Source organism: Paenisporosarcina cavernae (assembly GCF_003595195.1).
In the GTDB taxonomy this organism is placed as follows: Bacteria; Bacillota; Bacilli; order Bacillales_A; family Planococcaceae; genus Paenisporosarcina; species Paenisporosarcina cavernae.
The window spans coordinates 1548711-1574303 of sequence record NZ_CP032418.1; the positions used below are offsets into that span (position 1 = coordinate 1548711).

22 protein-coding genes are annotated in these 25593 nt (G+C 38.1%); 1 reads left to right on the forward strand and 21 read right to left on the reverse strand.

The genetic code is table 11. The annotated features are described in order from the left end of the window. Positions 1-93 precede the first annotated feature (93 nt). From dnaI to citZ, 14 genes are all read right to left on the reverse strand, one after another. Positions 94-1038: a primosomal protein DnaI gene (gene dnaI, locus D3873_RS07885; protein WP_119883556.1), complete on the reverse strand. Its 945-nt coding sequence runs from the start codon at positions 1036-1038 to the stop codon at positions 94-96. Further along, positions 1039-2433: a replication initiation and membrane attachment family protein gene (locus D3873_RS07890; RefSeq protein WP_119883557.1), complete on the reverse strand. Its 1395-nt coding sequence runs from the start codon at positions 2431-2433 to the stop codon at positions 1039-1041. 11 nt (positions 2434-2444) lie between these two features. Next, on the reverse strand, positions 2445-2909 hold the full coding sequence (gene nrdR, locus D3873_RS07895) for a transcriptional regulator NrdR (RefSeq protein WP_119883558.1): 465 nt from the start codon (positions 2907-2909) through the stop codon (positions 2445-2447). Positions 2910-3078: 169 nt separating this feature from the next. Further along, entirely contained in the window at positions 3079-3462 is a 384-nt protein-coding gene (gene speD / locus D3873_RS07900; RefSeq protein WP_119883559.1) for an adenosylmethionine decarboxylase, read from the reverse strand. Positions 3463-3742: 280 nt separating this feature from the next. Continuing rightward, positions 3743-4765 (reverse strand): glyceraldehyde-3-phosphate dehydrogenase, encoded by a 1023-nt coding sequence (locus D3873_RS07905; RefSeq protein WP_119883560.1) that lies wholly within the window; start codon positions 4763-4765, stop codon positions 3743-3745. Positions 4766-4892: 127 nt separating this feature from the next. Continuing rightward, positions 4893-5483, reverse strand: coding sequence for a dephospho-CoA kinase (coaE, locus tag D3873_RS07910; protein WP_119883561.1), 591 nt, complete (start codon positions 5481-5483; stop codon positions 4893-4895). Positions 5484-5491: 8 nt separating this feature from the next. Then, a complete protein-coding gene (gene mutM, locus D3873_RS07915) occupies positions 5492-6364 on the reverse strand; it encodes a DNA-formamidopyrimidine glycosylase (protein ID WP_119883562.1) in 873 nt (290 codons plus the stop codon). A gap of 8 nt (positions 6365-6372) precedes the next feature. Further along, entirely contained in the window at positions 6373-8997 is a 2625-nt protein-coding gene (gene polA, locus D3873_RS07920; protein WP_119883563.1) for a DNA polymerase I, read from the reverse strand. 14 nt (positions 8998-9011) lie between these two features. After that, the gene (gene pnpS, locus D3873_RS07925) at positions 9012-10430 is read right to left on the reverse strand and encodes a two-component system histidine kinase PnpS (protein WP_119883564.1); all 1419 of its coding nucleotides are present in this window, start codon (positions 10428-10430) and stop codon (positions 9012-9014) included. Next, positions 10427-11140: a response regulator transcription factor gene (locus tag D3873_RS07930; RefSeq protein WP_119883565.1), complete on the reverse strand. Its 714-nt coding sequence runs from the start codon at positions 11138-11140 to the stop codon at positions 10427-10429. Before D3873_RS07930 ends, pnpS begins: the two co-directional genes overlap by 4 nt. 21 nt (positions 11141-11161) lie before the next feature. Continuing rightward, positions 11162-11638: a MaoC/PaaZ C-terminal domain-containing protein gene (locus tag D3873_RS07935; RefSeq protein WP_119883566.1), complete on the reverse strand. Its 477-nt coding sequence runs from the start codon at positions 11636-11638 to the stop codon at positions 11162-11164. A gap of 87 nt (positions 11639-11725) precedes the next feature. Beyond that, positions 11726-12667, reverse strand: a complete 942-nt coding sequence (gene mdh, locus D3873_RS07940; protein WP_119883567.1) for a malate dehydrogenase — start codon at positions 12665-12667, stop codon at positions 11726-11728. Positions 12668-12751: 84 nt separating this feature from the next. Next, positions 12752-14020 (reverse strand): NADP-dependent isocitrate dehydrogenase, encoded by a 1269-nt coding sequence (gene icd, locus D3873_RS07945; RefSeq protein ID WP_119883568.1) that lies wholly within the window; start codon positions 14018-14020, stop codon positions 12752-12754. Between the two features lie 58 nt (positions 14021-14078). Beyond that, on the reverse strand, positions 14079-15194 hold the full coding sequence (gene citZ, locus D3873_RS07950) for a citrate synthase (RefSeq protein WP_119883569.1): 1116 nt from the start codon (positions 15192-15194) through the stop codon (positions 14079-14081). 176 nt (positions 15195-15370) lie between these two features. Here citZ and D3873_RS07955 point away from each other — a divergent pair, with 176 nt between their 5' ends. After that, positions 15371-16318 (forward strand): AI-2E family transporter, encoded by a 948-nt coding sequence (locus D3873_RS07955; protein ID WP_162920168.1) that lies wholly within the window; start codon positions 15371-15373, stop codon positions 16316-16318. A gap of 208 nt (positions 16319-16526) precedes the next feature. Here D3873_RS07955 and D3873_RS07960 read toward each other — a convergent pair whose 3' ends face one another. The 7 genes from D3873_RS07960 to D3873_RS07990 form a co-directional block, all read right to left on the reverse strand. After that, positions 16527-16916 (reverse strand): FxsA family protein, encoded by a 390-nt coding sequence (locus D3873_RS07960; RefSeq protein ID WP_119883571.1) that lies wholly within the window; start codon positions 16914-16916, stop codon positions 16527-16529. A gap of 18 nt (positions 16917-16934) precedes the next feature. Then, a complete protein-coding gene (pyk, locus tag D3873_RS07965) occupies positions 16935-18695 on the reverse strand; it encodes a pyruvate kinase (protein WP_119883572.1) in 1761 nt (586 codons plus the stop codon). Between the two features lie 18 nt (positions 18696-18713). Further along, on the reverse strand, positions 18714-19673 hold the full coding sequence (pfkA, locus tag D3873_RS07970) for a 6-phosphofructokinase (RefSeq protein WP_119883573.1): 960 nt from the start codon (positions 19671-19673) through the stop codon (positions 18714-18716). 90 nt (positions 19674-19763) lie between these two features. Next, on the reverse strand, positions 19764-20717 hold the full coding sequence (locus tag D3873_RS07975) for an acetyl-CoA carboxylase carboxyltransferase subunit alpha (protein WP_119883574.1): 954 nt from the start codon (positions 20715-20717) through the stop codon (positions 19764-19766). Next, positions 20710-21579, reverse strand: coding sequence for an acetyl-CoA carboxylase, carboxyltransferase subunit beta (gene accD / locus D3873_RS07980; protein ID WP_119883575.1), 870 nt, complete (start codon positions 21577-21579; stop codon positions 20710-20712). Before accD ends, D3873_RS07975 begins: the two co-directional genes overlap by 8 nt. Further along, complete coding sequence (locus D3873_RS07985; RefSeq protein WP_119883576.1) at positions 21576-22220, reverse strand: FadR/GntR family transcriptional regulator; 645 nt, start codon at positions 22218-22220, stop codon at positions 21576-21578. The genes accD and D3873_RS07985 overlap by 4 nt, the downstream gene beginning before the upstream one ends. Positions 22221-22501: 281 nt before the next feature. Then, on the reverse strand, positions 22502-25582 hold the full coding sequence (locus D3873_RS07990) for a DNA polymerase III subunit alpha (RefSeq protein WP_119883577.1): 3081 nt from the start codon (positions 25580-25582) through the stop codon (positions 22502-22504). Between the last annotated feature and the right edge of the window lie 11 nt (positions 25583-25593).

Genomic DNA, 25593 nt, shown 5'->3' on the forward strand with positions numbered 1-25593 from the left:
TTGCGATTCTGCATGCAAACATCCATGTTTTTCTCCTATTTGAAGCAAGGAAAATTTTTCTAAACAAAAAAGAACTCAAAAATGAGTTCTCTATTATCTTTCATCTCTTCTGTTTTTTCCGCTAAGCATTATCGGTATAGTTATCGCTCGTATTCTCTCCATAATACGTCCAGCTTTCACTAGTTCACGATCTCCTTTTCCATTATAAGCAAGGTGCTCTTCCAAGGAATCATAATCAAAATTGGATGTTATAAATGTCGGTAAGTTTTCCGCCATACGGTAGTGCAGAATCGTGCCAAGTATTTCATCACGAGTCCAATTGGAAAGAGATTCAGCTCCCATATCATCTAACATTAGTACAGGCGCTTTTTTCACAAAGTCGACTTTTTCAGATAAAGAATGATCCTGTATCGCTTGCTTCATTTCTCGCAAAAATTCAGGAACATACACTAAAACAGATCTAATTTTTAACTCCGCTAGCTCATTTGCAATGGCGCCTAAAATATACGATTTCCCAACGCCGAACTCACCAAATATGTAGAAACCTTTGCTTGGTAGTTCCCCTGTTTCTTTGACTTGTTGAATGAATGTTTTCGCAGCTTCCCCTAAATCAATTCTAGAGTTGTGATCAAAACGAAAGCTACTTAATCTTGCGGATAGTACATCTTTTGGCATATGCATACTAGCAATTTGAGCCGATACAGCATTTCGCTCTTCTTCCACAATCTTATTACGGCACTTGATATACGTTAGATCAATTGATCCTCGTTCAAGTTGGAGTTGAGGTAAATGTCCTTTTACCACATTTTTGCATGTTGAGACACTTTCACAGGCAGTACAATCGTGATGCTGAGACGTGAATTCATATAGTTTTCCTAAACCACGATCTACTACATCTTTCGTGATCACATCACTATTTTGAGACAAAAACGATTGAACGCGCAAATCTTCCAATATTTCTTCTTTCATTTTCGCGTAGCGCTCAGAAAAAGCAGGAGCGTTAACCACACGTTTTAGAGTTTCACTAATTGGTTCCATTTACTTCTCCTGCCCTTCTGAAATACCTAAGTCAGCCATCAGTTTTCGACGTTTTTCTAAATATTCGTCCGTTACTTGATCCTCTGGCTGCGCCTTTTTGTCCTTTCTCGCCTGCTTCGCTTTTTCAAACCATTCTGGAACGATTTCTTCTCTACCATTTCTGTTTTTATGAAAGAATTTTGTTTGTTTTGTGGAGGCTTCATTTTTCCACTCAAGGTACTGATCGTGTTCTTTTCTTGAAATCTCTATCGCTTGAGCAGCAGTTACGATATTTTCTCGCTGCCAGTGCGATGCAATTTTCATCACATAGTTTCTATTTAATTTCATTTTTGCTTTAATCATCACAAATTGGATAAGTGCATTCACTACGCCAGGACTAAATCCATATGTCGAAACTAGGCTATTCGCAAGTTCGACATCGACAGGAAGCGGTTCTTTCCCGTTTGCAATATCTCGCAATAATTCTATTGGTGGAATTTCCTCAAAATAAGCAATTAACTGTTCATCTTTTGATTCAGACACCGGTGCAGGTACTGAGGCTTTTTTAACTGCTGAAACCGATTGAATTTTTGGAGGGGTAGTTGACACCGTTAATTTATAAAAATCTGCTGCATTTTTCACGAGCAGTTCTTCGATTAAGCGATTATCTTCGTTAATACTCATTAAAACAATTTTTTGCATGTCAATGGCATTTAAGTTGTACAAGAACGCCATTTTAGCAATAAGCATTTTTTGATCGATACCAATATAGTTTGTGGGAATGAGCTGTTTTTTCAAACCTTCAAATAGAAGATCAAAGTTGAATGTTGTCCAATCAAAAGCTGGGCCAACTTTTTTCTCTGTCAGTAAATCAGAATCTGCCGCTAGCAATTCTTTTTGAAGATGAATGTCTACTTTATTGGTAAAAACATCATGGAAGTTACGAGAGACATCCTCATATGAATCCTTTGTTTTTACTGATTCAAGCTGGAAAAATTCGCGTAATTTCCGGTATACTTTTTCATCCGTGCTTCTAAATAGCATGGTAGACAAAATAGGTTCTAAGAAAAACTGATTCCCTGAAACTGGTGCAAGAACTGTATACGAAAATTCCCGCAGATCCTGACCATCGCGTTTGTGCGTTTTAAGTAGCCCAATTGCTTCTAGAGTAATTCGAGCTTGTAAGAAATCGGATAGAGACAGTCCAGTCATTTCCATGAAAAAGTAATGATTCAAAGAGGACATTTTGCTTACTTCAGCAGTAGACCACATTGCAAAGTACGTATTTAATGCAGGAGATCCAATAATCGGACGATACAATAATGTAGCAACCTGTCGATGTTTATCGGATAAATCGGTGGAGAGTTGTACAGTACAACTATCGATTGCTTGCAATTCCTTGAATAATTGTTGCACAACTTACCCTCCTACTCAATCGGATTTTTCTTCAGTAAATCTTTCAATTCATCTATAAATACATTTATATCTTTAAATTGTCGATACACACTAGCGAAGCGAACATAAGCAACTTCATCAATAGAAGATAACCGATCCATCACCATTTCGCCAACTTTTTCTGATTTCACTTCAGATGTACCAAGTTTGCGTAATTCTTTTTCAATAGAAAAAACTGCATCTTCTAAAACATCATAAGAAACTGGTCTTTTTTCGCAAGCACGAATTAATCCTCTGACCACTTTTTCGTGACTAAACTCTTCCCTCGAACCATCTTTTTTCACAACAATTAATGGTGTTTCTTCTACTTTTTCAAAAGTAGTAAAGCGAAATCCACATGCTTCGCACTCTCTTCTTCTTCGAATCGACTTATTTTCATCTACTGGACGAGAATCTACTACTCTCGTTTGTGTGTTCACACATGATGGACATCTCATCAATCTTATCTCCTATACTTTTACTTCCGTAACATTTCTACTATCGAACTTCTATTATAACAAATGATAGATCGATCACAAAAAAGTTTTCTTCACATTTTTTGGATGATCCATAACGATATAAAGCAAAAAGCAGAGGAATAATCCCCTGCTCTTGTATGTTTGTTAACTAAGCATGTACTATTTCACGAGCTTGATCGATCTTTACTGGTCCAATGCCGCGTGGCACTTCGACCATTTCACGATGACCAGATAGAAGTGCATCCGCAATATAATTTGCAGCAATAGTGGGATCTAAATCTCCACACGTATACACATCAATGCTAGCATAGCCATGTTCTGGGAAGCTGTGAATTGTTAAATGTGATTCAGATATGATGACTACACCACTTACACCTTGAGGTGCAAATTTGTGAAATGCCACTTCGCGAATCTCAGCACCTGACTTCAGTGCTGCATCAACAAATGTACGCTCGATAAATGACATATCATTTAACTTCTCGAAATCGCATTCCCAAAGTTCAGCAATTACATGACGTCCCATTGTTTCCATGGTTCGTTTCCCCCTTTGATAAAATATTTTTACAACGAACTATCAAAGTCGACTACCACGGGGGAAAGTTAGTCCAGAGAGGTCCTAACCCTTTAAGCAGCCAAGTGTCCCTATTAAGTACACGAATCACATTATAATTCGTAGCAGAAGACAATGCAATATAAAAAATTAAAACATGATTGTATAGTGTGAATTTTGATAGATTTTGCAACTAACATTAAGATAAAAAAGCTGCACTATGAGTCCATTAGGATCACATAGTACAGCTTTGAACTATCACTTAATTTGTCACGGTTTGTTTTAATGCTGCACTTACTTTTTTCGTTAAATCTACAACTCGAGCAGAATAGCCCCACTCATTGTCGTACCATGCTAACACTTTGACTTTGCGATCTCCAATGACCATTGTAGAAAGGCCATCTACTACAGCTGAGCTAGTATTAGTATTAAAATCGATAGATACAAGCGGTTCCATCGTAATATTTAATACGCCAGCCATCGCACCCGTAGACGCTTCCTCAAACGCACGATTTACTTCCTCAACCGTTACGGACTTCTCTAAGTCAACTACTAAATCAACTAAAGAAACATTTGGAGTTGGAACTCGTAATGCCATTCCGTGAAGCTTTCCTTTTAATTCAGGAAGAACTAAAGAAAGAGCTTTCGCCGCTCCTGTGGAAGTAGGAATGATGGATTGGGCACAAGCACGCGCTCGACGTAAATCTTTATGTGGATTATCTAAGTTCTTCTGATCATTCGTATAAGCATGTACAGTTGTCATTAAGCCGTTCTCTATGCCGAATGCATCATTTAACACTTTAGCTACTGGAGCTAAACAGTTCGTCGTGCAACTAGCATTCGAAATAACATCATGTTGTTCAATATTTAAGACATCATCATTTACACCCATAACGATTGTGACATCTTCATTTTTACCTGGAGCCGTTAAAATTACTTTTTTCGCGCCAGCTTGTAAATGAAGAGCTGCTTTCTCACGTTCATTAAATTTTCCAGTTGCTTCAATAACGATATCAATTCCTAATTCTTTCCATGGTAAATTTAATGGATCACGATCACTCACAAGCTTTACTTTTTTGCCATTAACAACAAGAGAGTTTTCTTGTGGGATAACCTCCCCTTGAAAAGTACCATGATTTGTATCGTATTTAATTAAATGAGCAAGAGTTTCAGATGGATAACTTGCATTGATTGCGACAATTTCTAACGAGTCATCTAAAATTGCTTGTCGAAACACCATTCTACCAATTCTTCCAAATCCGTTAATAGCTACTTTCGTTGACATATTCATCCTCCTGAAAACTGGGTTATACTGATAATCCTATTTCTGATAAATAGTATAACACATATAAAATGGAGGTAAACATTATTCTATCAATATCTCAAAGTTCTATTATTCTGAAATCGGGACATCAAACGTCCCAATTTAAAAGAATCTTTTCGAGTTGTTTTTTGGAAGATTCAAGTGAATCGTTGTTATAAATTACCGCATCAGCCAGCTTTACTTTCTCCGAAATTGGTAATTGTGAAGCGATTCGCATGTTGGCATCTTCTAGCGATAAATTGTTCCGTTTCATTAATCGTTCTAACTGTATCTCTTCTGTCACAGATACGACCAAAATTTTATCAACAAAATGCTGTAATTTCGATTCAAATAATAATGGGATATCCATTACAATTGTTTCGTGCCCCGATTCTTCATGTTCCTTTTGTTGACGTAACATTTCTTGTCGAATCGCTGGATGCATGATGTCGTTCAATTTTTTTCGTTCAGCAGGATGGTTAAAAATAATCGATCCTAACTTATCGCGATTCAACGAACCATCTTCAAGTAACACTTGTTCTCCAAATATTACTGCAATTTTTCCAAGAGTAGGCGTACCGATTGCTACGACGTCTCTAGCCACCTGATCTGCATCTATGATCGGATACCCTTTCTCTCGCAACATAGAGGATATCGTACTTTTTCCACTTGCTATACTTCCCGTTAAGCCAATGATCATGTTACCCCTCACTTCTGACAACTTGTGCAATACCACGAGTTTCTTCCTGCAATTACTTTTTGTAAAACTGTCTTTCCACATGTTGGACAGTTTTTCTTTCCATACATTTGAAGCCTGTCTTGCATGGAACCCGCTTCTCCATTTATCGAACGATAATCGGATATTGAACTCCCACCTGCTTCAATACTTTCTAGTAGGACGTTTACAATTGCTTGAAAAAGTTGTCGCCTTTTTACAATACTAATTGTCTTCACACGTTTAGTTGGTAGTATTCTCATTCTGTATAACGCTTCCGTTGCATATATATTTCCGCAACCCGATACTACCTGACCATCCATAATCGTCTCTTTAATTGTTTTATTAACGTACTTATTTTCTTTTGACCGTTGGATAAAAAATTCTTCCGCTTTTTCATCAAATGGTTCTGGAGCGATTTGAAGAAGCGGAGAATGCGACTGTTCATTCTCTAGCAATCGCAATTCACCAAATCGTCGAATATCTGAATAGACAAGATAATGACCATCACTCAGCAAAAACGTAACGTGACGATGCTTCGCGAACTTTTCTTCTCGTATGTCATGAATGTCCTTCACGTAAAACCACGCGCCAGTCATTCCGAGATGATTGACTAAAAGCGCTGAATTTCCCTCTTTTGTTAAATGAAAATAAATGTACTTTGCTTTTCGCGTAACGGCTTTTATTTCCCAATGAAGCAAAGCATTGGCAAACTGATCCGGATCCATTCCTTTGATAATCGCTTCTTTTCCATTTTCATGGGAAAGTTGAATAGTTCTTGAGATTTCTATTTCTTCCAACCGTTTATGTTTCACAAAAGGTTGTAAAGAACGAACAACCCCTTCTACTTCTGGTAATTCCGGCATATTTTCACCTACTTTGTTTCGTACCAAGTGTTGCCAAAAGCTGCATCTACTTTTAAAGGTACATTTAACTTAACGGCATGTTCCATCACTTCAGGAACGAGCTTTTGTAATAGTTCTAGTTCTTCTTTAGGAGCCTCTAAAATTAATTCATCATGTACTTGTAGCAACATCTTCGCTTGAAGATTCTCTGCCTTTAAACGATGATCCATATCAATCATTGCTTTTTTTATAATATCTGCAGCACTACCCTGTATCGGTGTGTTCATCGCAGTTCGCTCTGCAAAGTTCCGTAAGTTGAAGTTCGAGCTTGTGATATCTGGTAAATATCTTCTGCGATTCATAATGGTTTGAACATACCCTTTTTGTTTTGCATCTTGCACAATATCGTGCATGTATTGTTTAACACCAGGGAAAGTTTCTAAATAACGTTCGATAAATTCTGCCGCTTCTTTTCTCGTAATGGATAAATTTTGCGACAAGCCGTAATCACTAATTCCGTATACAATGCCGAAATTTACTGCTTTAGCTGCGCGTCTCATTTCACTAGTTACATCTTCTTGGGACACGTGAAATACATCCATTGCTGTTTTCGTATGGACGTCCATATCTTGTTGAAATGCTTCAATTAATGATGCGTCACCAGACATGTGTGCAAGTACACGTAATTCGATTTGAGAATAATCCGCAGCGAAAAGCACCCAATCCTTCTGAGACGGAATGAAAGCTTTTCTAATTTTTCTTCCTTCTTCTAAACGTATTGGTATATTTTGTAAATTCGGTTGAATAGAACTTAGTCTACCCGTTTGCGTTAAGGCTTGTTGATAACGAGTATGAATTTTTTCATCCGTTCCAATCTCTTTTAGTAATCCTTCAATGTAAGTCGAATTTAATTTTACCAACTGTCGATACAAAAGAATTGGCGCAATAATTTCATGCTGGCCTTCTAATTTTTCCAGTACATCTGCTGCAGTGGAGTAGCCTGTTTTTGTTTTTTTCAATACAGGCAGTCCTAATTTTTCAAACAACAACACACCTAATTGCTTTGGTGAATTACTATTTACTTTTTCACCAGCAAGTGTATTAATTTTCTCTTCTACTTCTGAAATACGTCGAGTTAATTCTTCCCCTAGATCTACTAGTGTTTTCCGATCAACTTTGATCCCTTCTGCTTCCATATCTCCTAAAATCAAAGCAAGAGGAAGTTCCAGTTCAGCGTATAGCTCATACTGATTATTTTCACGAAGTTTTGCTTGTATGGCATCTTTTAATTGCCAAACCATATACGTTTTACGAATAACGTGGTCCGCTAAATCAGTCTGAGATGGAATTGCTTTTTTAGCACCTTTTCCATAAACTTGATCTTCACTGTTGATATTTCGATACTGGAACTCTTGCGCAAGACTTTGTAAATCAGCTGATGAGATTCCTGGATTCGCAATATAGGATGCTAAAATAAAATCGAATGTGATACCCTTCACATCGATTCCCAATCGGTGGAGAGCTGCAATCGTTGCTTTTGAGTCTACTGCTAATTTTTTGGTATCACTTGATTCTAACCATTCTTTTAAATCTGGTGAGGAGGAGAGTATGTCAGGAGTAATAAAATACGACTGTCTCTCTCCGGTCAATCCAAATCCCAGAATTTCGGCGCTGTGATAGTGTTCATCATACATTTCAATGTGTATTGCCATTTCTTTTTCAAGTAAATCTTTCGTCAAGCTTGAAACAATCTCGTACGAAATTTCTTCAATTGGTTGTGATTCTTGAACATACTCGCTTTTTTCTAATAAGGAATTGAACGATAACTCTTTCCAAATGTCGATGACATCGTCTTCATTTGCCCCACTATATTGCAAGTCTTCCATGTTGATCTCAATTGGCGCATTTGTTTCAATCGTTGCAAGTTGTTTGCTCATGATTGCCTGCTCTTTATTTTCGGTTAAGCGTTCTTTTAATTTAGCACCACTTATGCTGTCGATATTTTCTAACACATTTTCCACAGATTGATACTCAACAAGCAATTTAATAGCTGTTTTTTCTCCAACTCCTGGCACACCAGGAATATTATCAGAAGAATCCCCCATCAAGCCTTTCATATCAATAATCTGTTGCGGTGTAAGTCCATACTTTTCTTTTACATGTTCAGGTGTATACACTTCTAAATCGGTAAGCCCTTTTTTCGTAATGTATACACTAGTCGTGTTAGATGCGAGTTGAGTTAAATCTTTATCGCCGCTGACTATAATCACGGTATCTCCTTGTTGTTCTGATTGCTTGCTAAACGTACCAATGATATCATCTGCTTCATAATTTGGTAATTCGTATTCTCTAATCCCGTATGCTTTCAAAAGCTTTCGAATGTAAGGAAATTGCTCGGATAACTCAGGAGGTGTCTTTTGTCGTCCACCTTTATATTCCTGAAACGTTTCATGGCGAAATGTAGTTTTCCCCGCATCAAAAGCTACCAAAAGATGCGTTGGTTTTTCGTCTTCCAGGATTTTTTGCAGCATGAGCGTAAATCCATATACCGCATTAGTATGTATTCCTTTATCGTTCGTCAGTAAAGGTAACGCAAAAAATGCTCGGTACGCTAAACTATTTCCATCTAATAAGACTAGTTTATTTTTTGTCATTCCCAGTCCACTCCTTACTTCGGTAAAAACACCGTGAATTTTGTTCCTATTCCAGGCTCACTTTCCACTTGGATCGTCCCTTTATGCGCTTCTATTAAATGCTTTACAATAGCCAAGCCTAGGCCAGTGCCACCTGAGTTTCTACTTCTTGCCCGATCCACTCGGTAAAATCGTTCAAATATTCGGTTGAGTTCTTCTGAAGCAATTCCAATTCCTTCGTCCTCAATAGAAAACAGGACTTCTTTCTCTCGATTTTCAATGGCGATCTTGATCGTCGTACCATCTTGGGAGTATGTGACGGCATTCGATAGTAAGTTTACCACGACTTGCATTAGACGATACCGATCGGCCGATAAGAAAACATCCTCATTCGAAAGATACACAATGGAACAATTTTTCTCTTCTACTCGAGGTGATAAAATTTCCACTGCTTCTAAGATAATCTCTTTTAAATTCACATTCACTTTTGTTAAATTAAAATCCTGTTGTTCTGCTTTTGATAGTTCTAATAAATCATTGATAAGTAATTGTAATCGATTGCTCTCTTTGAAAATAATTTCGAGAAAATTTAATAAAGCTTTTTCATCTTGGTATGCACCATCTAAAAGTGTTTCAGAAAATCCTTTTATTGCAGTAATTGGTGTGCGTAGTTCGTGTGAGACATTCGCCACGAAGTCTTTACGTATTTGTTCCAATTTCATCAACTCTGTTATATCGTGAGCGACAATGACAATCCCCAACCATCTCCCATGTTCCCCTATTACAGGAGATCCAAAGACATCTATACGATTTTGTAAACCAGAATATTGAATCGTCATTTGCTGTCTTTTTGAGTTTTCCGTGAGAAAAACTAATTCAATAAACGATAAGATTTCTTTTGGTAAATGTAGCTCCTGCAAATATTTAGGAGACTTCCCTGAATGTACACGGAAAAGCTGTTGGAAATGTTTATTCATTATGGATATTCTTCCATCACGATCAATCATTAATAGTGCGCTATCCATTGTCTCAATCAACGTGTTTAATCGTTCTTTTTCAAGAAGACGTCTGTCCGATATTTCTTGTAAATTTCGCGCAAGAACGTTCATCGATTTACTTAACGATTCAGTAGCAGAATTAGGCAATTCGAAAACACGTGCTCGATAATTGCCTTTTGCTAGTTCAATTGCGGTAGAGGATATGTGATCGAGATGATCAAAATAATTACGTGCAAACCGATTCACAATGAAGAGGAAAATAACAAGTAACACGATGAGGAGTGATACTACATAAAATACAATCCCGATTTTTTCTGTCCCTATGCGTAAAGATGTAGGAGAAGAATTCCCAGATAAAACGGGAAAAAGCTGACTTATTACAATTCCTAAGCCAGCTAGAACAACAATAATGCATGTATTAAACGCAATCATCCAATTTCTGTGCAATGATTTCATTGGTTTTTCGGCTCCTCAAACTTGTATCCCATTCCTCGAACCGTTTTAATATAACTAGGTTTTTTCGTATCTTCTTCTATTTTTTCACGTAAATGGCTTACGTGAACATCCACAATTCGTGTGTCTCCTGCAAATTCATAATTCCAAACAGCACTTAATAATTGGTCACGTGTTAGCACTCTGTTTTTATTCTCCACTAGATACACGAGGAGTTCAAATTCCTTCGAAGTAAAATCTATCTTTTCGCCATTTAAAAGTACCTCATAACGGTTTGGATATAACACTAATTTTCCAAAGTCTAATTTTCGATCTTCAGAAGAGAGATCTTTCTCATTCAAATATCCTGTACTACGACGTAACACAGCCTTTACTCGAGCAGAGACTTCACGAGGACTAAATGGTTTTGTCATGTAATCATCGGCACCTAATTCTAGTCCAAGTATTTTGTCAAGTTCATCTTCTTTGGCAGTTAACATAATAATAGATATTGGAAGTTTTTTCTGACGAACTGCTTTACATACTTCCATTCCATCTAACAGTGGTAACATAATATCTAATACCATTAAATCTGGACGTTCCATTTCTGCAAGTGTAAGTGCCTCTTGGCCGTTACTGGCTGTTATGACTTCGTAACCAGCTTGCGTGAGATTGTACTCTATGAGCGTGACAATAGAAGGTTCGTCATCGACAACTAATATTTTTTTCGACATTTTCTTCCCCCATTGGTCTAATTAGAAATTTTCCATCGCATGAGAAGTCAGCTTGTTTTCAATTAACGGAGGAGAACACCAAACGTCCCCTTCTATCACAACGTCTCCTTGCTGATCATGCGCGATGATGGAAACATTTACTTTATTCGATGATGGTTGTACGTCAGTTACAGTTAGTAAAAATTCAATTGTTTCATAATGATATACTGCTTTTGGGAAACGTAAATGCTGCTCTAATATATGAGAACCCGGACCGGGTAAGTATTTTGAAATGGCCGATGTAACAATGCCGGTTAACATAATAGTTGGAACAATAGGTTTTTCATAAGAAGTTTGAGAAGCAAAATCGTGCTGAATGTATAAAGGATTCCCATCATTCGTTAAACCTAAATATAACAATAAGTCTTTATCTTCGATTTTTTCGGTTAGTTTCAACTTTTCTCCAACGGAAATTTCGTCTATTTTTCTGCCTAATTTTCTTTTTTTCCCCAATAACATAGTCATTCTCCTCTCCCATCTTCACTTGCTTTAATAGTACCAATAAGCACAAAAAAAATCGAGCAGGTTCCCACCTACTCGACGTGATTAGTTACGTAGACTATTCATAACAGAACGAACTGATTCTGCCGATTTAGAAAACGCGCTTTTTTCTTCATCTGACAACTCTAATTCGATGATTTGCTCAATTCCCTTTGCACCTAATACCGTTGGAACTCCGATATAAATCCCATCAAACCCATATTCCCCTTCTAAATAAGCAATGGAAGGAAGGACACGTTTTTGATCGTTTAAAATCGCTTCCGCCATTTCAACTAAAGCAGCTGCCGGAGCATAATAAGCGGAACCATTTCCAAGTAAATTGACAATCTCTGCGCCACCTTTTCTGGTTCGCTCTACAATTGCCTCAATTTCAGATGGACTTAGTAATGTATCAATCGGAATTCCACCAGCGTAAGAATAGCGGATTAACGGAACCATATCATCTCCGTGTCCACCTAAAACGAAACCAGTTATATCTTGAGGAGCTAGTGAAAGTGCTTCTGCAACAAATGTACGGAAACGAGCTGTATCAAGTACACCAGATTGACCAATGACGCGTTCCTTTGGAAAACCAGATGCTTGAAAAACGGTATAGGTCATTGCATCAACTGGATTAGTCAAAACAAGTAGAATCGCATTTGGTGAGAACTTTACAATTTCTTTTGTGACTGATTGCATAACTTGTTGATTTGTTTGAACTAAATCATCTCGACTCATTCCAGGCTTTCTTGCAATTCCAGCAGTAATAATGACAATATCAGAATCTCGCGTATCCTCATAACTCGAAGTACCCTTAACAGACGTATTGAAGCCTAAAATAGGACCAGATTCCAGAATATCCAGCGCTTTTCCTTTCGTAGGATTTTCATTTTGAGGAATATCGACTAATACGACATTTCCTAGCTCTTTCTGAGCAAATAGAAAAGCAGCTGTTGCACCTGTGAAACCTGATCCAATGACAGAAATCTTTTTACGTTCGTTTGTCACGTTACCCTCTCCTAAATAGATAAGTTGAACCCCGCCGAACCTAAAAAGTTGGCGGGGTAAATGTAACTGATTACATGAAGGCTATTATAGATTTTTGATTAATTCGTCTGCAAACTCAGAACATTTCACTTCTTTAGCACCGTCCATTAAACGAGCAAAGTCATATGTTACGACTTTAGATGCAATTGTTTTTTCCATAGAATCCATGATTAATTTAGCTGCTTCCGTCCATCCAAGGTGTTCTAACATTAAAACTCCAGAAAGGATAACAGAAGAAGGATTTACTTTATCTAATCCAGCATATTTTGGTGCAGTACCATGAGTTGCTTCAAAGATTGCGTGACCTGTTACATAGTTAATATTAGCACCAGGAGCAATTCCAATCCCACCAACTTGTGCAGCTAGTGCATCCGAAATGTAATCTCCATTTAAATTCATTGTAGCAACAACATCAAACTCGCTTGGACGAGTTAAAATTTGTTGTAAGAAGATATCTGCAATAGAATCTTTTACTAAAATTTTACCAGAAGCTAATGCATCTGCTTGAGCTTTGTCTGCTGCTTCTGCACCTTTTTCTTCTTTAATTTGATCATATTGGTTCCAAGTGAACGTTTTATCACCAAATTCTTGCTCTGCAACTTCATAACCCCAAGTTTTAAAAGCACCTTCAGTAAACTTCATAATATTCCCTTTGTGTACTAACGTTAATGATTCACGGCCTTCTTTAATCACATAGTTTAAAGCAGCACGAACTAAACGTTTTGTTCCTTCTTCAGAAACTGGTTTAATACCGATACCTGAAGTTTCAGGGAAACGAATTTTGTTTACTCCCATTTGAGTTTGTAAAAATTCGATGACTTTTTTCACTTCATCTGAACCTTTTGCATACTCGATACCAGCATAGATATCTTCCGTATTTTCACGGAAAATAACCATATCTGTATCTTCTGGACGTTTCACAGGTGATGGGACACCTTCAAAGTAACGTACAGGACGTAAACATGTATACAAGTCTAATTCTTGACGTAGTGCAACGTTAAGAGAACGAATTCCCCCACCCACTGGTGTTGTAAGAGGTCCCTTAATTGCAATTAAATACTCACGAATCACTTCTAAAGTTTCTTCTGGTAACCATTCGCCAGTTTTGTCGAATGCTTTTTGTCCAGCTAAAACTTCTTTCCATACAATTGATTTTTCACCATTGTATGCTTTTTCAACAGATGCTTCTAATACACGAGAAGCTGCAGCCCAAATATCTGGACCCGTTCCGTCTCCTTCAATATAAGGAATAATTGCATTATTTGGCACGTTTAATACGCCATTCTCAACTGAAATTTTACCGCCGTTTGTCATATAAATTTCCTCCTAAATACTCGTTCTTTCTTTCAAAAGAAATCAGTTATTTTACAGCTTATCGTTCATTCACGGGAACATATTTTTGCATTCCAGGTCCGATATATTCCGCACGTGGACGGATTAAACGGTTGTTTGCATATTGTTCTAAAATATGAGCTAACCAGCCCGATACGCGAGAAACTGCAAATATTGGTGTGAATAAATCATGATCAATATTTAATGAATGGTACACAGAAGCAGAATAGAAATCTACATTTGGTGGTAAATTCTTTTGTCCTGTTACGATATCTTCAATTTTAATTGACATCTCATACCATTTTTCTTCTCCACGAAGTGCTGTTAATTTTTTTGACATTTCACGTAAATGCTTAGCACGTGGATCACCTTTACGATATACGCGGTGACCGAAGCCCATAATTTTTTCTTTGTTGTTTAATTTTTCTTGGATGACAGAATCAACGCGATCGACAGAGCCGATTTCCATTAACATTTTCATTACTTGTTCGTTAGCTCCACCATGTAACGGTCCTTTAAGAGCGCCAATCGCAGCTACAACGCCGGAGTAAACATCAGATAAAGTAGCTACACAAACACGAGCAGTAAATGTCGAAGCATTTAACTCATGGTCTGCATGTAATACTAGAGCTTTATTGAATGCTTCCACAGCGATGTCTTCTGGCATTTCTCCCGTTAACATATAAAGGAAGTTCGCTGCATAGCTTAAATCCGATTTCGGTTGAATTGGCTCTAAGCCTTTACGAACTCGTGCAAAAGCGGTAACAAGTGTAGACATTTTTGCTTGAAGCTGAATTGCTTTTAAGTAATTCGCTTCGTCAGACATGTCTTCTGCTTTCTCGTCATATAATCCAAGCATAGACACCGCAGTGCGAAGTGCTGTCATTGGGTGCACTTTCTCGATTGGATACGTTTTAAAATGAGCTAATACCTCTTCTGGTACAGACATATTATCTGCTAATTGTTGTTTTAATTCTGCAAGTTCGTCTGCTTTTGGAAGACGTTGGTGCCATAGTAAATATACTACCTCTTCAAAACTTGCATGATCTGCTAAATCATCAATATCATACCCTACGTATGTAAGAGTGTCGTCAATAATCGAGCTTATCGCTGATTGAGTAGCGACAATACCCTCAAGACCTTTTGCTGATGACATTTGTATCGCTCCTTTTCTAATATTAGCCATTCCTCTACATAAAAAAATGCAGACGGAAGGCTCATCTGCTTTTATGAACCGAATATGAAATCACTTACATAGCCATTATAATCAATTTTGACTTCTTTGTGAATGAAAACGATTATTTTTAACTAATTTGCTGAAGGATGTCGTATTTGTTTCAAAAAATAGAGTGGAAAAAAATGATTCTTATCCTGCTAATTATCGGTATAGCATTTCATGCTATGCCTTTAACTGCAGGAATTATCGTAGCATACTTTTTATCTCCAATAAGCCTTTTTTTAACGAACAGGCTAAAAATACCCCGAATTTTTTCCACATTACTGACGCTGTTTCTTTTTTGTCTTATTGCAGCTGCATCGGCGAGCATTTTTTTAACACTTACATGGTTGCAAATTAAGGACACCATTTATCTATTACAACAAGGTACTTTGCTAGACTCTCCTACCTCTAACCAAATTCTTTCTGCTCTAGATCGACAACTCATTCTTTACATGGAAAAAATCCAAACAACTATTCCATCTATTTTATCTGAAATTCCCACTAAATTTTTCGAATTCGTTTTATTTTGTTTTGCTTTGTTTTTTTCGCTATATGAATCTTTCCGTAATCGTTACTGGATATTTGATTTCTTTCCACGAAAAATAAAAAAAGAAGCACTTTTCTTCTTTCAGAAAAGCACATCCTTACTTACTATTTTTGTAAAAATTGAAACTCAACTCTTACTAGTTACTTTTGTCGTTTTATCGACAGGCTTCCTGATCATCGGTTTCCATTCACCCTTACAAGCTTCGAGTCTAATAACGCTTGCAGATTTAATCCCCTTTATAGGGACAGGCATGATTCTTTTCCCCATGATTGTTTATTTCATTCTGATCGACAGTAAGATGATTGCAATCTATTTAACTTGCCTATACTGCATTCTCATCATCATCCGACAACTTCTGGAAAATTATTTGTGGGCAAACTCTGTTCATACAAGACCTATCATTACATTTTTTATCGGAGCTGCATCCATCATCTTCTTTGGCATATATGGTCTTATTTTAAGCCCAATTTTTCTCGCTACTTACTATCACTTTACATCCAATAATGAAAGATGAAGCTCTGTGAATGAATATCTATACAAATTTCTTAGCATGAAATTGTTTCAAAAACAATTGGAGATAGACGTAAAAGTCTCATCAAATCAAGCGTTTCTCTAAATAATAGAGAAAAATCCGAACCCATTCGATCACTAAAATAATGTATCGAATGATTGTTCGGATTTCGACCTTTTGAAACAATTATATCTCTTTTACTAAAAACGTTCTAAGGACGCATGACAATAATTTGTCCATTTTTCATTTTCTTTTTGATCCAACGATATATAAGTGGCTTTATCATATTCCTTGTTGGAGAAAACAGGAGAAAAAAACCAAATAAGTCGGTAATTAACCCAGGCGCTAGAAGCATGATTCCGCCAGCAAATACACATAACCCGTCTATGACAGCATCGCCTGGTGCTTCCATCCGTTTAAACTGCAACTGAATATCTCGAAATGCTTTTAACCCTTGCTTTTTAGCAAAGTACGCACCAAGTACACCTGTTAGTAGAATGATGAGCAGCGTTTGCATGATTCCAACGTTAGAACCAACCCACATTAGTAAGGCTAGTTCAAGCGCTGGGAGCACAATTATTGCGAGTAGTAATGCTTTCATACATGCCCCTCCTTGTGATTATAGTACGCTAGCGTGACCCTTATAGATGACTCCTGTTTCTGCATCCATGGTAATATCATCACCGTTTACAAGAAGATTCGTTGCGTTATTTACTCCAACAATTACAGGTATTCCTAAACTTAGTCCAACGACAGCCGCATGACTAGTAAGTCCACCTTCTTCTGTTATTAGACCTGCACAACCTTCTATTGCTGGCATCATTTCACGATCGGAACCAATGGTCACAATGATCTTTCCTTTTGCTTCTTCGGCGCTAATTTCACTTGCATTGCGAATGACTACTGCTTCACCATAAGCGACATCTTTTCCAATTCCCTGTCCTTTTGACACAACGTCACCAATGAGATGTACTTTCATCAAATTCGTTGTACCCGCTTCACCTACAGGTACCCCTGCTGTTATTACGACTAAATCTCCATGATCGACATACCCGTGTTCAATACTTTCATCAACCGAACGTTCTAGCACTTCATCTGTAGAGTATACTTTTTTTCCTACAATAGGATAGACACCCCAAACAAGTGTGAGTTTTCTTGAAGGTCTTTCAGAAGATGTCACAGCAATAACAGGCGAATTTTGACGATATTTTGAGATCATTCGTGCCGTATGTCCACTCTCCGTTGGAGCGATGACTGCTTTAACATTTAAATTAATTGCGGTATGCGCAACAGCTTGGCCAATTGCTTCTGTCATGTTGACTCCGCGACTTTTACTTTTTGCTGACACTAATGCACGATAATCAATCGCTTTTTCTGTCCGAATGGCAATCTTATCCATCGTTTCAACCGATTCCACAGGATAAATTCCGGCAGCTGTTTCTCCAGAAAGCATAATGGCATCTGTTCCGTCTAAAATAGCATTTGCAACGTCACTTGCTTCTGCTCTCGTTGGTCTAGGATTACGTTGCATGGAGTCCAACATTTGAGTCGCTGTGATGACTGGCTTCCCGGCAAAATTACACTTCGCAATTAATTCTTTTTGTACTAACGGTACTTCTTCAGCAGGGATTTCCACACCTAAATCACCTCGTGCTACCATTAAACCATCCGCTACTTGTAGAATCTCATCAATATTATCGACGCCTTCTTGGTTTTCTATTTTAGGGATAATTTGAATAGAGGAACCGTCATTTTTCTCTAACAATTCACGAATTTCCATGACGTCTTTCGCCCGACGCACAAAAGATGCAGCAATGAAATCGACATCTTGTTCAATTCCAAATAAAATATCGTTGGCGTCTTTTTCTGTCATACCGGGTAGCTGTACGGAAACGCCTGGAACATTGACACCTTTTTTATTTTTCAACACGCCTGCATTTAAAACATTCGTATGAATAAGCCCTTTTTCTGCTTCGATAGAAGTTACACGTAGTTCAATTAAGCCATCGTCTAATAAAATAATGGAACCTTCTTTTACATCCTCGATTAATTTGTCGTAGGAAATCGAAAACATCTTGTTAGTTCCAAGTACTTCAGTCATGGAAATTGCAATCGATTGTCCATCTACTAACTCGATTGCATCGTTTTCCATATTATGTGTACGAATTTCTGGTCCTTTTGTGTCAAGAAGGATTCCAACCACTTTTCCTGTTTTAGCTGCAACTTCTCGTATACGCTTGATACGCTCTAAATGTTCTTCATGAGAACCGTGAGAAAAATTCAATCTCGCGACATTCATGCCACTTTCGATTAACTGTTCTAGAACCTCTAGGGATTCACTTGCAGGGCCAATTGTACAAACTATTTTCGTTTTTCTCATTTACATGTCATCTCCGTTTTATATCGCTAATTCTTTTGAAAGCTGATACATACTTAAATCTGTTTGATGGCTTCCTTCGAATGCTTCAATCATCGTATAGTCTACCACTTGATTGTTTTTCATTCCAACGGCAAGACCACCTTTATCGTCTCGCAATAACTCCACTGCTCGCGCACCAAATAAACTGGCTAAAACACGATCACGTGCTGTAGGAGATCCACCTCGTTGAATGTGACCTAGCACGGACACTCTCGTTTCTATATTTGCATGTTCTTTTAGTCGATCAGCAAATTCATTCCCACTCATCACGCCTTCGGCAACAATGATGATACTGTGTTTTTTTCCACGATCATGCCCACTTTGAAGACGTTGTACGATGTCCTTCATATCAAAGGGATCTTCTGGAATGATAATCGTCTCAGCCCCACCAGCTAAACCTGCCCATAAAGCCAAATCTCCTGCATCTCGACCCATTACTTCAATGACAAACGTACGATCATGTGAAGTTGCGGTATCGCGAATCTTATCTATCGAATCGATCACCGTATTTAGTGCTGTGTCAAAACCTATCGTGTAATCTGTCCCAGGAATATCATTATCAATCGTTCCGGGAACTCCTACACATGGAAATCCCTGCTTAGTTAGCACCATGGCACCTCGGTAAGAACCGTCTCCACCAATTACGACTAGACCTTCAATTTCATGCGCTTTTAATTGCTGAATTCCTTTTTGTTGTCCTTCTGGAGTAATAAATTCTGGACACCTTGCAGAATAAAGCTTTGTTCCGCCTCGTTGTATGATATCCCCTACAGAACCTAATTCTAACGGTTTCATATTTCCATCAATTAAGCCTTGGTATCCATTATAAATACCCATTACTTCCATGCCATGATAAATTGCCTTTCGAACGACAGCCCGAATTGCGGCATTCATACCAGGTGCATCTCCACCGCTCGTTAATACTCCAATACGTTTCATACGTCAGACCTCCATCAAGCTTTCATCCTATATTGAGACTACCACGTTTTCAACAGAAATGGCAGAAAAAAAGGATGCTTTGTGGGCATCCTATTCGGCAAATTGACCAATAGCGGCGAATTTTCTATATCGATCCTCTACAAGTTGGTCTGGTGTCATTTTTTGCAATTCATTTAACGAATCTAGCAAGGCTTGTTGGAGATACTCGATTTGTTTATCTAGTTCGCGATGTGCTCCACCTAAAACTTCTGGAACAATCACATCGACGATTTTCATTTCCAATAAATCAGGAGCTGTAATTTTCATCGCTTCTGCAGCAGTCTTTGCCAATGCTGCATCTTTCCAAAGGATGGATGCTGCACCTTCTGGGGAAATAACCGAGTAAGTCGAGTTTTCAAGCATTAAAATTCGATTCGCTAAGCCAAGTGCTAGTGCTCCACCAGACCCACCTTCGCCGATTACGACACTTATTGTTGGAACTTTTAATCCTGCCATCTCAACTAAATTACGTGCGATCGCTTCGCTTTGACCACGTTCTTCTGCTGCTTTTCCAGGATAAGCACCTTTCGTATCAATAAAACAAATGATTGGTCGACCAAATTTCTCCGCTTGTTTCATTAAACGCAACGCTTTACGATAGCCCTCTGGATGAGGCATACCAAAATTTCGGCGAATATTCTCTTTTGTATCTTTTCCTCTTTGATGCCCAATCACCGTAACCGCTTGGCCATTAAATGAAGCAATTCCACTCACGATCGCAGCATCATCTCCGTATGTCCGATCACCATGTAATTCTATAAAATCCGTCATCATGCCATGGATATAATCGAGTGAGGTTGGACGGTCTGCATGACGGGCAATTTGTACACGATCCCACGGTTGAATATTGTCATAAATATCATTTTCAAGTTTGACTAACCGCTGCTCTAGGTTCTCGATTTCATTCGTTAAATCCACGTCTGAAGTTGTCGTAAATTCGCGCAACTCAGCGATTTTATCTCGTAATTGCACCACTGGTTCTTCGAAAGGTAACGTTTTAACCATTGTTTTTGCCTCCGTTCGTGTGCAGTTTAATAATTGTCGATACAGTGCGACGCATGTCTTTACGATGAACCACTTGATCTATCTGACCATGTTCAAGCAAAAATTCTGCTGTTTGAAAATTTTCCGGAAGCTTTTCCCTTACCGTTTGTTCAATCACACGTCTACCTGCAAATCCAATGAGTGCTTTAGGTTCTGCTAAATTTATATCTCCCACGGATGCAAAACTTGCAGAAACACCACCCGTAGTTGGGTGCGTGAGTATCGAAACAAACAAAAGTCCGTGTTCGCTATGTCGCTTAAGGGCTACGCTCGTTTTTGCCATTTGCATTAAGGATAATACACCCTCTTGCATACGTGCTCCGCCGCTTGCCGTGAAAATGACAAATGGTAATTTGTGTTCCGTAGCATATTCAATTGCTCGTGTAATTTTTTCCCCAACTACAGAGCCCATTGAACCCATACGAAAGTGAGAATCCATGATTGCAATAGCAATTTCATTTCCTCCAAGCTTTCCTTTACCAGTTAAGACTGCTTCGTTTAATCCTGTTCTTTTTGCATCGGCATTTACTTTTTCGGTGTATCCGGGAAAATGAAGTGGATTTTCCGTTTGTAAATGATCATCCATACTTTCAAATGTGTCATCATCTAAGAAAATTTCCACTCGTTCTCTCGCAGTCATTTTAAAATGGTGATCACACGATGGACATACCATCTTATTTTCTTGGACATCTTTCGTTAACGTAATACTCTTACATGCAGGACATTTGGTCATAATTCCTTCAGGTACATCATTAACAGCACCTTTAGATTCTGGTTTCGCAATATGTGTTTTGTTTTTCGCAAAAAGTTCTCGAATTTTCATCGTTTGACATCCTTTTCATATAGTTTCATCCAAGTACTGTATGCATCCAGTGCATGTTCCTTGTGACCTTGAATAAGTTCGATCAAAAAGCTGTTAATTGCCTCTTTTTCTTTCAAAGAGGCATCATGGTCGTACGGTTTATTCGAAAAATGATGCAGAAGAATCCACATTTTTAATGCGAGTCGATTTTCAGCTAACACAAGTATTTCCCTCATGAACGATTCGATTAAAAAAGATTCGTCTTGTTCTAGCTTTAGAAGTAGACCTTTCCATATAGGTAATGCTAGTACACTTTCGTTGTCCACGATAATAGAAATTGCTTCTTTTTCAAGAATTTGTCTCGTAATATGTACATCTTTGATGGATTGTTTGTCTTGTAATATAAACGTTGCTAAAACCTCTACTAATTGATGCTTCCGAAAATCTGTTAAAAAAGTGCCTTCCCCACGTCTCGTTTCGATTAAACCTAACAATTCCAAACTTCTTAGAGCTTCTCGAACGGAAGACCGTCCAACGCCAAGTCGCTCACTTAATTCTCTTTCAGATGGAAGTTTGTCGCCTGTTTTTAAATTTTCAGCCGTAATTAATTCTCGTAAAGAACGAACAATCGATAAAAACCCTTTTTGTGAGACTGTCGTCACAAAAGCACCTACTTATAATTTCCATATTTTACAAAGTGGTCTGACCACTCAATAGTTTTATAGTAACGAATTTAAAGAAAGCGTGCAAGTGAAGATATAGAGAGATTTTGTCGAATAAAATGTGAATAGGAAGTGAGGACGAAGATTTCTTGCAGTACGTTTCTATATTCTTTTGAACATTAAGTTGCAGAGAAAAATGCCACCAACTATTTAAGAACTTCATTCGATGTACTAAAAAACCGCATTCTCATGACAGTATGAGAATGCGGTTCGTTATTTTATCATTGATTTTCGATGTTTTGCACGATTAATTGCAAGGCACCTTGTCGCTGATCTAATTTGCCTCGAACTTCAATTATTTCACCACTCTGGATGAATTTACTTAAGTTCGCGTATTCTTTCGGAAACATCGTGACAGAGATATCCCCCGATTCATCCTGCAAGTGGAAGAAACACATGGACTCTCCTTTTTTTGTGCGAATAGATTTTACTTCCAGAATCATTCCAGCTATGCTCACCACTTTACCTACAGGAAGTTTTGTCGTCTCATAAATAGTTGGAAATTCTTTTTGTTGCATCGATTTCCATTCTACGACTGGATGACTAGAAATATAAATTCCCAACGTCTCTTTTTCAAATTGTAGCTTCTTACTTTTTGGCATATCAGAAGCTTTCACATATTTAGGTTTTCCGAAAGACTGGACAGAACCTGAAAACAAATCAGTTTCCATATTGGGTCGAACTAACTCTGCATATTTAACTGCAGCATCCAAAGTCGCTAATAACACAGAACGGTCCTTACCGAAATCGTCAAGGGCTCCAGCGTAAATGAATGGTTCTATTAGTTTTCGAGAAAATTGGGAAGCAGATAAACTGACAGCTAAGTCAAATAGATCTTGCCACGGATTTTCTCGTTCTTTTCGAACAGACAACAGCAACTGTGCAAAATTAGTCGACACCCCTTTTATGGACTGAAGACCGTACCGAATTTTTCCAGATTCTACTCGGAAACTATAGTCACTCTTAAAAATACTTGGACCTAAAAGTTCCACGTCATACCGATTCATTTCTAATTGTATTTCCGCAATTTTATCGGCATTTCCACTAACCGATGCAAGTAATGCTCCGTAAAAATACGCTGGATAATTAGCTTTAAAATAAGCTAGTTGAAACGAAATGACACTATAAGCAACCGCATGACTTTTTGGAAATCCGTAATCAGCAAAACGAACAATGAGTTGAAACAACTCATTTGCTACATTTTCTTGAATACCATTATTCATTGCACCATGACTAAATGCTGCACGTTGCTCTTCTAATAATTGACGGTTTTTTTTACTTACTGCTCTTCTCAACAAATCGGCTTGGCCATAGCTAAACCCAGCGATTTGAGCAGCGATTTGCATGATTTGTTCCTGGTAGACAATAATACCGTACGTTTCTTTTAAGATTGGTTCTAATAAGGGATGCTGGTAGTGAACTTTTTCGAGCCCTTTTTTACGTCTTGCAAAGAGAGGAATATTCTCCATTGGTCCTGGTCGAAACAACGCATTAATTGCAACAATATCGGAGAAAGATGTCGGCATGACTTCACGCAATGTCTTTCTCATTCCTTCTGATTCTAATTGAAAAACGCCAAGTGTATCCCCTTGTTGTAACATCGTGAGCGTTTTTGCATCATCAAATGGAATTTCATCAAACTTCATCCACTTTTTTTGATCGGCATAGATTAAATAACGTATTCTCTCTAATAATGATAAATTCCGTAACCCCAAAAAATCCATTTTCAGCAAGCCGCTTTGTTCCACTTCTTTCATTGGCCACTGAGTTAAATAAATAGTATCTTGTCCCTTTTGAATCGGCACATATTCTACTAAAGGTTTTGGGGAAAGAACGACACCCGCAGCATGTGTCGACACATGTTTTGGGAGCCCTTCTAATTGCAGACACGCTTCCCACCATTTCTCATGCATGTCGTCACTTGCAATCCATTTGTCAAAATTGGCATTCTCTTTTCTAGCCTCCGCAAGGGTTATACCGACTCTACTAGGTATAAAAGAAGAGATTCGTTCGAGAATCGATCCATCAAAATGAAAGACTCTTCCTACATCTCGGGCAACTGCTTTGGCACTTAGCGTTCCGTATGTCATAATTTGCGCGACATAATCTTGTCCGTATTTTTTTGCCACATAGGAAATGACTTCGTTTCGCCGATGATCTAAAAAGTCGATATCAATATCAGGCAATGTCACCCGTTCTGGATTCAAAAAACGTTCAAATAGCAGTCCGTGCTGAATCGGATCCACTTGCGTTATATATAAACAATAAGCGATTAACGAACCTGCTGAAGATCCTCTACCCGGACCTGTAAGAATATGATTTTTCCGAGCAAAATCCATAAAATCAGCTACGATTAAAAAATAGTCTTCAAACCCCATAGAGGTAATAATCGTAAATTCGTGTTTTAATCGAGTGTGATAAATAGTAGAAGGATTTTCCACTAATTTTTGCAACCCATTTTGGCACAGTTCCCATAGCAAATCAGCAGATGAGTGTGTAGTAGCTAGTGGAAATTTCGGCATATGCTTGGAAGATAAATCGAGGACCACATGGCATGCATCGAAAAACCGAGTTGCTCCCAAGATCCATTCCGGTTTGTCTCGATACCATTTCGTCCAATTTTCAGCAGAAGGGACAAAATGGGAGCGATGGGGCAATTCGTATCGTGTTTCATCAGAAAGTTTCGTTCCACCTGCAATATTGCGTGCAACTTCGTATCCAAAAGCATCTTCTTGGTGTAAATAATAACTTTCATAATGAGCAGTGATGATTATATTGGACTGGTGACAGAATTGTTCCACGTCATCTTCAAATGCAGATGCAACACCTTCTAAGCGAATTATTCCCACTGCTAATGGTACTTGTATTTTTTCCCGAATGACATGTAAAGTGTGAATCCACACGTCCAATTCCTCTTTAGTTTTAGTAGGGGAAAAAGGAATGACGATCCGCAATCCGGATTGGTACCCAATCAACCATTTAAGTGGTATTGCATCTATTTCCCGAGTTTCACGGGCACTTGAAAGCTTTAACAATTGCTTATACCCAAGTTCATCTTCCGCGTATAAATGAAGGTCAAGCTCATTTTCTTCTACTTCCACCTGAATACTTAGGCCGATAATAGGTTCAATCGAGGCTTTAATCATCGTTTCGTAAAACGGTAAGATTCCATACAAACTTCGATTGATGATAGCCGCTTTTTGTACATCGTTTTTTTGTAAAAAGGAAGCAAGTTCTGGTAGCCGAATGGTACTGTGTAACAAATCGGCAGCAGTTGTGATGAATGGATAAATAGTTGTCACTTCTTGCTTCC

Excerpts from the sequence above, each read along its gene's own strand:
- dnaI (WP_119883556.1), bottom strand. The coding sequence starts at position 1,038 with ATGGAACCAATTAGTGAAACTCTAAAACGTGTGGTTAACGCTCCTGCT.
- nrdR (WP_119883558.1), bottom strand. The coding sequence starts at position 2,909 with ATGAGATGTCCATCATGTGTGAACACACAAACGAGAGTAGTAGATTCT.
- speD (WP_119883559.1), bottom strand. The coding sequence starts at position 3,462 with ATGGAAACAATGGGACGTCATGTAATTGCTGAACTTTGGGAATGCGAT.
- D3873_RS07905 (WP_119883560.1), bottom strand. The coding sequence starts at position 4,765 with ATGTCAACGAAAGTAGCTATTAACGGATTTGGAAGAATTGGTAGAATG.
- coaE (WP_119883561.1), bottom strand. The coding sequence starts at position 5,483 with ATGATCATTGGCTTAACGGGAAGTATAGCAAGTGGAAAAAGTACGATA.
- mutM (WP_119883562.1), bottom strand. The coding sequence starts at position 6,364 with ATGCCGGAATTACCAGAAGTAGAAGGGGTTGTTCGTTCTTTACAACCT.
- polA (WP_119883563.1), bottom strand. The coding sequence starts at position 8,997 with ATGACAAAAAATAAACTAGTCTTATTAGATGGAAATAGTTTAGCGTAC.
- pnpS (WP_119883564.1), bottom strand. The coding sequence starts at position 10,430 with ATGAAATCATTGCACAGAAATTGGATGATTGCGTTTAATACATGCATT.
- D3873_RS07930 (WP_119883565.1), bottom strand. The coding sequence starts at position 11,140 with ATGTCGAAAAAAATATTAGTTGTCGATGACGAACCTTCTATTGTCACG.
- D3873_RS07935 (WP_119883566.1), bottom strand. The coding sequence starts at position 11,638 with ATGTTATTGGGGAAAAAAAGAAAATTAGGCAGAAAAATAGACGAAATT.
- icd (WP_119883568.1), bottom strand. The coding sequence starts at position 14,020 with ATGACAAACGGCGGTAAAATTTCAGTTGAGAATGGCGTATTAAACGTG.
- citZ (WP_119883569.1), bottom strand. The coding sequence starts at position 15,194 with ATGTCATCAGCAAAAGGTCTTGAGGGTATTGTCGCTACTCAATCAGCG.
- D3873_RS07960 (WP_119883571.1), bottom strand. The coding sequence starts at position 16,916 with ATGAAAGCATTACTACTCGCAATAATTGTGCTCCCAGCGCTTGAACTA.
- pyk (WP_119883572.1), bottom strand. The coding sequence starts at position 18,695 with ATGAGAAAAACGAAAATAGTTTGTACAATTGGCCCTGCAAGTGAATCC.
- pfkA (WP_119883573.1), bottom strand. The coding sequence starts at position 19,673 with ATGAAACGTATTGGAGTATTAACGAGCGGTGGAGATGCACCTGGTATG.
- D3873_RS07975 (WP_119883574.1), bottom strand. The coding sequence starts at position 20,717 with ATGGTTAAAACGTTACCTTTCGAAGAACCAGTGGTGCAATTACGAGAT.
- accD (WP_119883575.1), bottom strand. The coding sequence starts at position 21,579 with ATGAAAATTCGAGAACTTTTTGCGAAAAACAAAACACATATTGCGAAA.